The 12,131-nt window shown below is 50.2% G+C and carries 9 protein-coding genes; 8 read left to right on the forward strand and 1 reads right to left on the reverse strand.

Translation table 11 applies throughout. The annotated features are described in order from the left end of the window. The first annotated feature begins 37 nt into the window (after positions 1-37). Genes xdhA through xdhC form a run of 3 tightly spaced genes read left to right on the forward strand, consistent with a single transcriptional unit; the run spans position 38 to position 3,700 of the window. Positions 38-2,335 (forward strand): xanthine dehydrogenase molybdenum-binding subunit XdhA, encoded by a 2,298-nt coding sequence (gene xdhA, locus WES_RS04550; protein WP_016159653.1) that lies wholly within the window; start codon positions 38-40, stop codon positions 2,333-2,335. Between the two features lie 10 nt (positions 2,336-2,345). After that, positions 2,346-3,224 carry a xanthine dehydrogenase FAD-binding subunit XdhB gene (xdhB, locus tag WES_RS04545; RefSeq protein ID WP_000459214.1) on the forward strand — a complete coding sequence of 293 codons (879 nt, stop codon included), beginning with the start codon at positions 2,346-2,348 and terminating at the stop codon, positions 3,222-3,224. Then, a complete protein-coding gene (gene xdhC, locus WES_RS04540; protein ID WP_001016616.1) occupies positions 3,221-3,700 on the forward strand; it encodes a xanthine dehydrogenase iron sulfur-binding subunit XdhC in 480 nt (159 codons plus the stop codon). Before xdhB ends, xdhC begins: the two co-directional genes overlap by 4 nt. 39 nt (positions 3,701-3,739) lie before the next feature. Here the strand turns inward: xdhC and WES_RS04535 are convergent, their stop codons facing one another. After that, positions 3,740-5,518, reverse strand: a complete 1,779-nt coding sequence (locus tag WES_RS04535; RefSeq protein WP_000424616.1) for a sigma-54 interaction domain-containing protein — start codon at positions 5,516-5,518, stop codon at positions 3,740-3,742. A 479-nt stretch (positions 5,519-5,997) separates the two neighbouring features. Here WES_RS04535 and ygeW point away from each other — a divergent pair, with 479 nt between their 5' ends. Genes ygeW through arcC form a run of 5 tightly spaced genes read left to right on the forward strand, consistent with a single transcriptional unit; the run spans position 5,998 to position 12,126 of the window. After that, on the forward strand, positions 5,998-7,185 hold the full coding sequence (gene ygeW / locus WES_RS04530; RefSeq protein WP_001360948.1) for a knotted carbamoyltransferase YgeW: 1,188 nt from the start codon (positions 5,998-6,000) through the stop codon (positions 7,183-7,185). A gap of 57 nt (positions 7,186-7,242) precedes the next feature. Next, positions 7,243-8,439, forward strand: a complete 1,197-nt coding sequence (gene dpaL / locus WES_RS04525; protein WP_000110483.1) for a diaminopropionate ammonia-lyase — start codon at positions 7,243-7,245, stop codon at positions 8,437-8,439. A 57-nt stretch (positions 8,440-8,496) separates the two neighbouring features. Continuing rightward, positions 8,497-9,708 carry a YgeY family selenium metabolism-linked hydrolase gene (locus WES_RS04520; protein WP_001107125.1) on the forward strand — a complete coding sequence of 404 codons (1,212 nt, stop codon included), beginning with the start codon at positions 8,497-8,499 and terminating at the stop codon, positions 9,706-9,708. Positions 9,709-9,760: 52 nt separating this feature from the next. Next, positions 9,761-11,146 (forward strand): D-phenylhydantoinase, encoded by a 1,386-nt coding sequence (hyuA, locus tag WES_RS04515; RefSeq protein ID WP_010349350.1) that lies wholly within the window; start codon positions 9,761-9,763, stop codon positions 11,144-11,146. Between the two features lie 47 nt (positions 11,147-11,193). After that, positions 11,194-12,126: a carbamate kinase gene (arcC, locus tag WES_RS04510; RefSeq protein ID WP_000037990.1), complete on the forward strand. Its 933-nt coding sequence runs from the start codon at positions 11,194-11,196 to the stop codon at positions 12,124-12,126. Positions 12,127-12,131: the final 5 nt, after the last annotated feature.

The raw sequence follows: 12,131 nt of genomic DNA on the forward strand, positions 1-12,131 counted from the left end.
GCCATAAGAACCAAATGTTCAAATCAAGGGGATTTCTATGGAAGCGCGGGAAGCAACCGCTACAGGTGAATCATGTATGCGCGTAGATGCCATTGCTAAGGTTACCGGGCGGGCACGATATACTGATGATTATGTTATGGCGGGCATGTGTTACGCAAAATATGTACGTAGCCCTATCGCACATGGTTATGCCGTAAATATTGACGATGAAAAAGCCAGAAGCCTGCCGGGCGTACTGGCGATTTTTACCTGGGAAGATGTACCGGATATCCCATTCGCTACGGCAGGACATGCCTGGACACTTGACGAAAATAAACGCGATACCGCCGATCGCGCACTGTTAACCCGCCATGTTCGTCATCATGGTGATGCCGTTGCCATTGTCGTGGCTCGCGATGAGCTCACGGCAGAAAAAGCGGCGCAACTAGTCAGCATTGAGTGGCAAGAATTACCCGTTATCACCACACCAGAAGCGGCACTGGCAGAAGACGCAGCACCAATCCATAACGGCGGCAATTTACTTAAACAAAGCACGATGTCGACGGGCAATGTCCAGCAAACAATCGATGCGGCAGATTACCAGATCGAGGGGCATTATCAGACACCGGTCATTCAGCATTGCCATATGGAAAGTGTGACTTCACTGGCATGGATGGAGGATGACTCGCGAATTACCATCGTCTCCAGTACGCAGATCCCACATATTGTTCGCCGCGTTGTCGGTCAGGCGCTGGATATTCCCTGGTCATGTGTGCGAGTCATTAAACCGTTTGTCGGCGGCGGTTTTGGTAATAAACAGGATGTGCTGGAAGAGCCTATGGCGGCCTTCCTGACCAGCAAGCTCGGGGGCATTCCGGTGAAAGTTTCCCTTAGCCGTGAAGAGTGTTTTCTCGCAACCCGAACCCGCCACGCCTTTACCATTGATGGGAAAATGGGCGTGAATCGTGATGGTACGTTGAAAGGTTATAGTCTGGATGTTCTGTCCAACACCGGCGCTTATGCCTCCCACGGTCACTCCATCGCTTCCGCAGGCGGTAACAAAGTCGCTTACCTTTATCCTCGTTGTGCTTATGCCTACAGTTCAAAGACCTGCTATACCAATCTGCCCTCGGCAGGCGCGATGCGTGGTTATGGCGCACCGCAAGTCGTTTTTGCTGTCGAATCAATGCTGGATGACGCCGCTACCGCGTTAGAACTAGACCCAGTAGAAATTCGTTTACGTAATGCTGCTCGAGAAGGCGATGCAAATCCGCTCACGGGCAAACGTATTTACAGCGCAGGATTACCAGAGTGTCTTGAAAAAGGGCGGAAAATCTTTGAATGGGAAAAACGCCGTGCAGAGTGCCGGAACCAGCAAGGCAATTTGCGGCGAGGCGTTGGCGTTGCCTGTTTTAGCTACACCTCTAACACCTGGCCTGTCGGGGTGGAAATCGCGGGCGCACGCCTGTTGATGAATCAGGATGGAACCATCAACGTGCAAAGCGGCGCTACAGAAATCGGTCAGGGTGCCGACACCGTGTTCTCACAAATGGTGGCAGAAACCGTGGGTGTCCCAGTCAGCGATGTCCGCGTAATTTCGACACAAGACACCGATATTACACCATTCGACCCCGGCGCGTTTGCATCACGTCAGAGCTACGTTGCCGCGCCAGCGTTGCGCAGTGCGGCGCTGCTGCTGAAAGAGAAAATCATCGCTCACGCCGCAGTCATGCTACATCAGTCAGCGATGAATCTGACCCTGATAAAAGGCCAAATCGTGCTGGTTGAAAGACCGGAAGAGTCGTTGTTGTCATTAAAAGATCTGGCAATGGATGCGTTTTATCATCCCGAGCGTGGCGGACAGCTTTCTGCAGAAAGTTCTATCAAAACTACCACTAACCCACCGGCGTTTGGCTGCACCTTTGTTGACCTTACAGTCGATATTGCGCTGTGCAAAGTCACTATCAACCGCATCCTCAACGTTCATGATTCGGGGCATATTCTTAATCCGCTACTGGCAGAAGGCCAGGTACACGGCGGGATGGGAATGGGCATTGGCTGGGCGCTATTTGAAGAGATGATCATCGACGCGAAAAGCGGCGTGGTACGTAACCCAAATCTGCTGGATTACAAAATGCCGACCATGCCGGATCTGCCACAACTGGAAAGTGCGTTTGTCGAAATCAATGAACCGCAATCCGCATACGGACATAAGTCACTGGGTGAGCCACCAATCATTCCTGTTGCCGCTGCTATTCGTAACGCGGTGAAGATGGCTACCGGTGTTGCAATCAATACACTGCCACTGACGCCAAAACGGTTATACGAAGAGTTCCATCTGGCAGGATTGATTTGAGGATAACATCATGTTTGATTTTGCTTCTTACCATCGCGCGACCACCATTGCCGATGCCATCAACCTGCTGACCCACAATCCGCAGGCAAAACTGCTCGCCGGTGGCACTGACGTACTGATTCAGCTCCATCATCACAATGACCGTTATCGCCATATTGTTGATATCCACAATCTGGCGGAGCTTCGGGGAATTACGCAGGAGGAAAATGGCGCGCTACGAATCGGCTCCGCGACGACATTTACTCAGCTCATTGAAGATCCGTTAACCCAGCATCATCTTCCGGCGTTATGTGCTGCGGCTTCGTCAATTGCCGGACCGCAGATCCGTAATGTCGCTACCTACGGTGGAAATATTTGCAACGGTGCCACCAGCGCAGACTCCGCCACACCAACGCTGATTTATGACGCGAAGCTGGAGATCCACTCACCGCGTGGAGTTCGTTTCGTCCCGATTAATGGCTTTCACACAGGGCCAGGCAAAGTCTCTCTTGAGCATGACGAAATTCTTGTCGCCTTTCATTTTCCGCCACAACCGAAAGAACATGCTGGTAGCGCGCATTTTAAATATGCCATGCGCGACGCGATGGATATTTCAACGATTGGCTGCGCCGCGTATTGTCGGCTGGATAATGGAAGTTTCAGTGAATTACGTCTGGCATTTGGTGTTGCCGCTCCAACGCCGATTCGCTGCCAACACGCCGAACAGGCTGCACAAAACGCGCCACTGAACCTGCAAACGCTGGAAGCCATCAGCGAGTCTGTCCTGCAAGACGTCGCCCCGCGTTCCTCATGGCGTGCGAGTAAAGAGTTTCGTCTGCATCTTATCCAGACGATGACCCAAAAAGTCATTAGCGAAGCCGTCGCTGCGGCAGGGGGAAAACTACAATGAACCACAGCGAAACAATTACCATTGAATGCGTCATTAACGGTATGCCTTTTCAGCTCCGCGCCGCGCCGGGTATGCCGCTTTCAGAGCTACTCCGTGAACAAGGATTACTTAGCGTCAAACAAGGATGCTGCGTTGGAGAATGCGGCGCGTGTACTGTGCTGGTTGATGGCACCGCGATAGATAGCTGCTTATACCTTGCCTCCTGGGCTGAAGGAAAAGAGATACGCACGCTGGAAGGCGAAGCAAAAGGCGGCAAACTTTCTCATGTACAACAGGCTTATGCGAAATCAGGCGCGGTACAGTGTGGCTTTTGTACGCCCGGGTTGATTATGGCCACCACGGCAATGCTGGCAAAACCACGCGAGAAACCATTAACTATTACGGAAATTCGTCGCGGCCTGGCGGGAAATCTTTGTCGCTGCACCGGTTATCAGATGATTGTGAATACAGTGCTGGACTGCGAGGAAACGAAGTAAAACGAAATCCGGCCTGAATGCAGGCCGGATTTACTGCGGTTACGCACTTAACAATTCATATTTTTTAATCTTACGATAGAGCGTAGCAATGCCGATTCCCAGTTCATCAGCAACTTGCTTCTTGCTGTTATGACGTGAAAGCGCCTCGCGGATCATCTGTTTTTCCATCTCCTCCAGCGCCGTACCACCAGCATCATCAAGTGCCAAATGTGCTTCGCTGGCTTCTGGGCTCTCACTTTGCTCTGTCACGCCGTTATTTACCAGATTGGGCGGCAGGAGTGTGCTGTCAATGACTTCACCTGAAGGAACAACGTTGACCAGATATTCCATCAAATTGCTTAGCTCTCGCAGGTTTCCAGGCCAATAATGCTTACGCAGCAACTCAACAACATCAGGAGCAATGCCAGGATAAACCGACCCCAGACGACGGGTATGCAGATGTAAAAAGTAATGCACCAACAGTTCAATATCTTCCTGACGTTCACGCAAAGGCGGCAACGTTAACGGAATAACATTCAGGCGATAGAAGAGATCCTCACGAAACTTACCTTCAGCAATAAACTGAGCCAAATTCTGGTTAGTTGCAGAAATGATGCGGATGTCGACCTGTATTGGGCTGCTGGCACCAATCGGCAGAATTTCACGTGCCTCAATAGCTCGTAACAATTTTGCCTGCAACATTAATGGCATATCGCCAATTTCATCGAGAAACAGCGTGCCCGTATTCGCCGCCTGAATCAGCCCTGTTTTGCCGTTGGCAGAAGCCCCCGTAAAAGCGCCTTTGACATAACCGAACAGCTCACTTTCCAGAAGCTGCTCCGGGATCGCGGCACAGTTGATAGCAATAAAGGGTTTATTCCGTCTTCCACTCAACTTATGAATTGCACGAGCGACAACTTCTTTACCGGTGCCACTTTCCCCGACCACCATTACGCTGGATGGGCTGGGCGCGATACGGCTAATGAGTCGTTTTAATTGCCGCATAACCCGGCATTCACCCACTAATTGTTCAATATGCGGTTCATCAGAAACGTTCGCCACAGAAAAACTGGTATGTGACTGGTGAAACGCCATCAAAAATAACTGTCGCCCCTGGATGTTATGCAACTGACCAATGATTAATTCACTTTTATCATCCCACGAAACGATATGTTGCATATGTCCATGAGTAAAATTACTCTCAAATGTTAATGGTCTGAAACGAATAGGTTTCCCAACCATATTATTTTGAGCAACACCAAGAGTTTTTAATGCAGTCTGGTTAACAAACTGAATACGATTGTCTTCATCGATAACTAACACTCCCTGATCCATATTATCGATCATGGTAGCGAATATTTTACTTATATTATCTCCTGGCCCCTGATCTTCCAGAAGTTTCGAGACAAAAATAGTAGATATATGGCGAACGTAATCTGAAAATTCGCGTAAATTATCACTGATATGTTCTTGTTGCTCATGAGTAACAGCAATCAAACTTATTACTCCGACACAACGATCCTGCAGAATAACGGGCGTGCCCAGGAATGCCTTTTCACGACAATTTTCTTTACTGTCACAACCTTCACAAAGGGGATCGAAGCGAGACTGTGTCACAACCTTTTCGGTTTTGGTTTCCAGGACATAGCGGAGCAAACGTGAATTGCCACTTAGCTGGCGCCCAAGAAACTTCCCATATGCGCCAGTTCCAGCGACGCGACACAAGTTTTCATCAACGATCTCAACCTCAAGCTGCAAAACGCTGGCTAGCATTCTGGCAAAACGCTGAATTGTTGGTTGAATTTGCATCAATACTGACTGCGTAGTAACAAGCTCCATAGCTTTACCTTCCAGAATCACTTAAAAGTCGATCATTGAAGACGTTGATGGTTCACAGGTCATGACGATATTAACTCAGACAAATATAGCTTTGCTAAAAACATAGGATTTTTATCACTTTCTAATGAAATTATGGAAGTGATATCACATTTCTATATCAATATGAGAATTACGGGACTGCATTTATCAAACTGACGACGATTCTCCTCTCCCTTATATCTTATTTACGATACTTAGCAGCAAATAAATAACGGCAGAAAAAAAGCCAATCGTTTCCGTATATTTTTATGCTCCATAGTGCAATGTTAATTTGTGATCAACCCCACACATTACCTGTCAAATTACTCTTTCGCAGCCGCGTAGATAATTCTGGCACACTTATTGTTAGTCCCTGGTATAGCTGTGAAAACACCAATCACTTTGGCAAGTCACAGTGAAATAAACCACTTTGCCTGTCATTCCACTATCGGGACTTTATGATGAAAACTGTTAATGAGCTGATTAAGGATATCAATTCGCTGACCTCTCACCTTCACGAGAAAGATTTTTTGTTAACGTGGGAACAGACGCCAGATGAACTGAAACAAGTACTGGACGTTGCCGCAGCGTTAAAAGCACTGCGTGCTGAAAACATCTCGACCAAAGTCTTTAATAGTGGATTAGGTATTTCCGTATTCCGCGACAACTCCACCCGTACCCGTTTTTCTTATGCTTCCGCGCTTAACCTGCTCGGTCTGGCACAGCAAGATCTTGATGAAGGTAAATCACAAATCGCTCACGGCGAAACCGTTCGTGAAACCGCTAATATGATCTCCTTCTGCGCCGACGCTATCGGTATTCGTGACGATATGTATCTGGGTGCGGGTAACGCCTATATGCGTGAAGTTGGCGCGGCACTCGACGACGGCTACAAACAGGGCGTGCTGCCGCAGCGCCCGGCTTTAGTTAACCTGCAATGTGATATCGACCACCCGACGCAGTCGATGGCTGACCTGGCATGGTTGCGTGAACACTTTGGTTCGCTGGAAAACCTGAAAGGTAAAAAAATCGCCATGACCTGGGCCTATTCACCAAGCTACGGCAAACCGCTTTCTGTTCCGCAAGGCATCATCGGCCTGATGACCCGCTTCGGTATGGATGTCACCCTGGCCCACCCGGAAGGTTATGACCTGATCCCGGATGTGGTTGAAGTGGCGAAAAACAATGCTAAAGCGTCCGGCGGCAGCTTCCGTCAGGTCACCAGCATGGAAGAAGCGTTCAAAGATGCAGACATCGTTTATCCGAAGTCATGGGCACCTTACAAAGTGATGGAAGAGCGTACTGAACTGCTGCGCGCTAACGATCACGAAGGCTTAAAAGCACTGGAAAAACAGTGTCTGGCGCAGAACGCACAGCACAAAGACTGGCATTGTACTGAAGAGATGATGGAGCTGACCCGTGATGGCGAAGCCCTGTATATGCACTGCCTGCCAGCCGATATCAGCGGCGTATCCTGCAAAGAAGGTGAAGTCACTGAGGGCGTATTCGAAAAATACCGTATCGCGACCTACAAAGAAGCCAGCTGGAAGCCTTATATCATCGCCGCGATGATCCTGTCCCGTAAATACTCCAAACCGGGTGCACTGCTCGAACAACTGCTGAAAGAAGCGCAAGAACGCGTGAAATAACCCCTCGGGCCGATCGACAGATCGGCTCTCTATTTACAGAGGCCAAAAGGATAGGATATGTCCGTTTTCTCATTGAAGATTGATATCGCCGATAACAAATTTTTCAACGGCGAAACATCACCGCTCTTTTCGCAAAGCCAGGCAAAACTGGCGCGCCAGTTCCATCAGAAGATTGCTGGCTATCGCCCAACACCGCTTTGTGCGCTGGACGACCTCGCGAACCTTTTTGGTGTGAAGAAAATTCTCGTTAAGGACGAATCAAAACGATTCGGTCTGAACGCCTTCAAGATGCTCGGCGGTGCGTATGCCATCGCTCAGTTACTGTGCGAAAAATATCATCTTGATATCGAAACACTGTCATTTGAACACCTGAAAAAGGCTATCGGCGAAAAAATGACCTTCGCCACCACCACCGACGGCAACCACGGGCGCGGTGTGGCATGGGCAGCGCAGCAACTCGGACAGAATGCGGTGATTTACATGCCGAAAGGCTCCGCTCAGGAACGCGTTGACGCCATTCTGAATCTCGGTGCCGAGTGCATCGTCACGGATATGAACTATGACGATACCGTTCGCCTGACCATGCAACACGCGCAGCAGCACGGCTGGGAAGTGGTGCAAGATACCGCCTGGGAAGGTTACACCAAAATCCCAACCTGGATCATGCAGGGCTATGCCACGCTGGCAGATGAAGCTGTCGAGCAAATGCGTGAAATGGGCGTAACCCCGACGCACGTTCTGCTGCAAGCCGGTGTCGGTGCTATGGCCGGTGGTGTGTTGGGTTATCTGGTCGATGTCTATAGCCCGCAAAATCTGCACAGCATTATTGTTGAACCTGACAAAGCTGACTGTATTTATCGCTCTGGCGTCAAAGGCGACATCGTCAACGTTGGCGGCGATATGGCCACTATTATGGCGGGCCTGGCCTGCGGCGAACCTAACCCACTGGGCTGGGAAATCCTACGTAACTGCGCCACCCAATTCATCTCCTGCCAGGACAGCGTTGCCGCATTAGGTATGCGCGTGCTGGGTAATCCGTATGGCAACGATCCACGCATCATCTCCGGTGAATCTGGCGCTGTCGGTTTGGGCGTTCTCGCGGCGGTTCATTATCACCCGCAACGTCAAAGCCTGATGGAAAAACTGGCGCTGAACAAAGATGCCGTGGTGCTGGTTATCAGCACTGAAGGCGACACCGACGTGAAGCACTACCGCGAAGTTGTCTGGGAAGGCAAACACTCTGTAGCACCTTAATCACCCTATTGGAACTGCTCCCTGCAAAACGGGGAGTAAAAAAACTGGAGAAAAATAATGGCTAAGAATATTCCATTCAAACTGATTCTTGAAAAAGCAAAGGATTACCAGGCAGACATGACTCGCTTCCTGCGCGACATGGTTGCGATTCCCAGCGAAAGCTGCGACGAAAAACGCGTAGTGCATCGTATTAAAGAAGAGATGGAAAAAGTCGGCTTCGATAAAGTTGAAATCGACCCGATGGGTAACGTTCTCGGTTATATCGGCCACGGCCCGCGTCTGGTGGCAATGGACGCTCATATCGATACCGTCGGCATTGGCAACATCAAAAACTGGGACTTCGATCCGTACGAAGGCATGGAAACTGATGAGCTGATTGGTGGTCGCGGCACTTCCGACCAGGAAGGCGGCATGGCATCTATGGTTTATGCCGGTAAAATCATTAAAGACCTTGGTCTGGAAGATGAATACACCCTGCTGGTCACCGGTACGGTGCAGGAAGAAGACTGCGACGGTCTGTGCTGGCAGTACATTATTGAACAATCCGGCATTCGCCCGGAATTTGTGGTCAGTACTGAACCAACTGATTGCCAGGTATACCGTGGTCAGCGCGGACGTATGGAAATTCGTATAGATGTTCAGGGAGTTAGCTGCCACGGTTCTGCGCCAGAACGCGGTGATAACGCCATTTTCAAAATGGGACCGATTCTTGGCGAATTACAAGAACTCTCCCAGCGTCTGGGCTATGACGAATTCCTCGGCAAAGGCACCCTCACCGTTTCTGAAATTTTCTTTACCTCCCCAAGCCGTTGCGCTGTAGCAGACAGCTGCGCAGTTTCTATTGACCGTCGTCTGACCTGGGGTGAAACCTGGGAAGGCGCGTTGGACGAAATCCGCGCCCTGCCTGCGGTACAGAAAGCCAACGCGGTTGTTTCTATGTACAACTACGACCGTCCTTCCTGGACTGGCCTGGTTTACCCAACCGAATGCTACTTCCCGACCTGGAAAGTGGAAGAAGATCACTTCACTGTTAAAGCCCTGGTGAATGCCTACGAAGGTCTGTTTGGCAAAGCGCCGGTCGTTGATAAGTGGACCTTCTCAACTAACGGCGTATCCATCATGGGTCGTCACGGCATTCCGGTGATCGGCTTTGGCCCAGGTAAAGAACCTGAAGCGCACGCGCCAAACGAAAAAACCTGGAAATCTCATCTGGTGACCTGTGCCGCTATGTACGCTGCAATCCCGTTAAGCTGGCTGGCAACCGAATAATTATTCTTAACTTATTCCCCTCCGGTTCGCCGGAGGGTTTTTGGAGTTTGCTATGCGCGTATTGATCAAAAACGGCACTGTCGTTAACGCAGATGGACAAGCCAAACAGGATTTGTTGATTGAAAGCGGGATTGTTCGCCAGTTGGGCACCGATATTTCGCCGCAGCTCCCTTATGAAGAAATTGATGCCACTGGCTGTTACGTTTTCCCTGGCGGCGTCGATGTCCATACACATTTCAATATTGATGTCGGCATTGCGCGCAGTTGTGATGATTTTTTTACCGGTACTCGCGCAGCCGCGTGTGGCGGTACAACAACCATTATTGACCATATGGGATTTGGCCCAAACGGCTGCCGGTTACGCCATCAACTGGAAGTTTATCGTGGCTATGCCGCCCATAAAGCGGTCATCGACTACAGCTTTCACGGTGTAATTCAGCATATTAATCACGCCATCCTCGACGAAATTCCGATGATGGTCGAAGAAGGGCTGAGCAGTTTTAAACTCTATTTAACCTATCAATATAAACTCAACGATGACGAAGTGTTGCAAGCATTACGCCGCTTGCATGAGTCCGGCGCCCTGACCACTGTGCACCCGGAAAATGACGCAGCTATCGCCAGTAAGCGGGCGGAGTTCATCGCCGCCGGGCTAACCGCTCCGCGCTATCACGCATTGAGTCGACCTCTGGAATGCGAAGCAGAAGCTATCGCCCGCATGATTAACCTGGCGCAACTTGCCGGCAACGCCCCACTCTATATCGTCCATCTGTCTAACGGCTTAGGTCTGGATTATCTGCGTCTTGCCCGTGCGAATCACCAGCCAGTCTGGGTTGAAACCTGCCCACAATATCTTCTGCTGGACGAACGCAGTTACGATACAGAAGACGGAATGAAATTTATCCTTAGCCCGCCGCTGCGCAACGTTCGTGAGCAGGACAAGCTGTGGTGCGGCATCAGCGATGGTGCGATTGACGTGGTAGCGACCGATCATTGCACCTTCTCGATGGCTCAACGCCAGCAAATTTCTAAAGGCGATTTCAGTCGCTGCCCAAATGGCTTACCCGGTGTGGAAAATCGTATGCAATTGCTGTTTTCCAGCGGCGTAATGACCGGACGTATCACCCCGGAACGTTTTGTTGAGTTAACCAGTGCGATGCCCGCCAGGCTGTTTGGCCTGTGGCCACAAAAAGGATTGTTAGCGCCCGGTTCCGATGGCGACGTGGTGATTATCGATCCACGCCAGAGCCAACACATTCAACATCGCCATCTCCACGACAATGCCGACTATTCTCCCTGGGAGGGCTTTACCTGTCAGGGCGCGATTGTCAGAACCTTATCCCGTGGTGAAACGATTTTCTGCGACGGAGCCTTTACAGGCAAAGCCGGACGTGGTCGTTTCCTGCGACGCAAACCGTTTGTCCCTCCCGTGCTCTAACCACTGCCAGGGATCTATACACAATCAAGAATGATGAGTGAGGAAAAATGAGTAAGAAAATTGTTCTCGCCCTCGGCGGGAATGCGCTGGGCGACGATCTGGCCGGACAAATGAAAGCGGTAAAAATTACGTCTCAGGCAATTGTTGATTTAATTGCCCAGGGACATGAAGTTATCGTCACTCATGGTAATGGACCGCAGGTAGGCATGATTAACCAGGCATTCGAAGCTGCCGCAAAAACTGAAGCGCACTCGCCGATGCTGCCGATGTCTGTCTGTGTTGCGTTAAGTCAGGGATATATTGGTTACGATCTGCAAAATGCCTTAAGGGAAGAGCTGCTTTCTCGTGGTATTAATAAACCTGTAGCAACGCTGGTTACTCAGGTCGAAGTCGACGCTAACGATCCGGCATTCCTCAATCCGACCAAACCGATCGGATCGTTCTTTACCGAGCAGGAAGCCGAGCAACTGACAAAACAGGGTTACACTCTGAAAGAAGATGCGGGTCGTGGCTATCGTCGTGTAGTAGCCTCACCAAAGCCTGTTGATATTATTGAAAAAGAAACGGTTAAAGCTCTGGTAGATGCAGGTCAGGTTGTGATTACCGTTGGCGGTGGCGGTATCCCTGTGATTCGTGAAGGCAATCATCTGCGCGGTGCCAGCGCGGTTATCGATAAAGACTGGGCCAGCGCCCGTCTGGCAGAAATGATCGATGCTGATATGCTGATCATTCTTACTGCGGTAGAAAAAGTGGCCATTAACTTCGGTAAAGAGAATGAGCAATGGCTCGACCGCCTGTCATTGGCCGATGCAGAACGCTTTATCGAAGAAGGCCATTTTGCGAAAGGTTCTATGCTGCCGAAAGTGGAAGCTGCCGCCTCGTTTGCTCGCTCTCGCGCAGGTCGCGAAGCACTGATTACCGTGTTGAGCAAAGCGAAAGAAGGGATTGAAGGCAAAACCGGAACGGTGATTTGTCAGTAAGTTAA

This window comes from Escherichia sp. KTE31, from assembly GCF_000407925.1.
GTDB lineage: Bacteria > Pseudomonadota > Gammaproteobacteria > Enterobacterales > Enterobacteriaceae > Escherichia > Escherichia ruysiae.

Coding starts and splice junctions, on each gene's coding strand:
- xdhA (WP_016159653.1), top strand. CDS start 38: ATGGAAGCGCGGGAAGCAACCGCTACAGGTGAATCATGTATGCGCGTA.
- xdhB (WP_000459214.1), top strand. CDS start 2,346: ATGTTTGATTTTGCTTCTTACCATCGCGCGACCACCATTGCCGATGCC.
- xdhC (WP_001016616.1), top strand. CDS start 3,221: ATGAACCACAGCGAAACAATTACCATTGAATGCGTCATTAACGGTATG.
- WES_RS04535 (WP_000424616.1), bottom strand. CDS start 5,518: ATGGAGCTTGTTACTACGCAGTCAGTATTGATGCAAATTCAACCAACA.
- ygeW (WP_001360948.1), top strand. CDS start 5,998: ATGAAAACTGTTAATGAGCTGATTAAGGATATCAATTCGCTGACCTCT.
- dpaL (WP_000110483.1), top strand. CDS start 7,243: ATGTCCGTTTTCTCATTGAAGATTGATATCGCCGATAACAAATTTTTC.
- WES_RS04520 (WP_001107125.1), top strand. CDS start 8,497: ATGGCTAAGAATATTCCATTCAAACTGATTCTTGAAAAAGCAAAGGAT.
- hyuA (WP_010349350.1), top strand. CDS start 9,761: ATGCGCGTATTGATCAAAAACGGCACTGTCGTTAACGCAGATGGACAA.
- arcC (WP_000037990.1), top strand. CDS start 11,194: ATGAGTAAGAAAATTGTTCTCGCCCTCGGCGGGAATGCGCTGGGCGAC.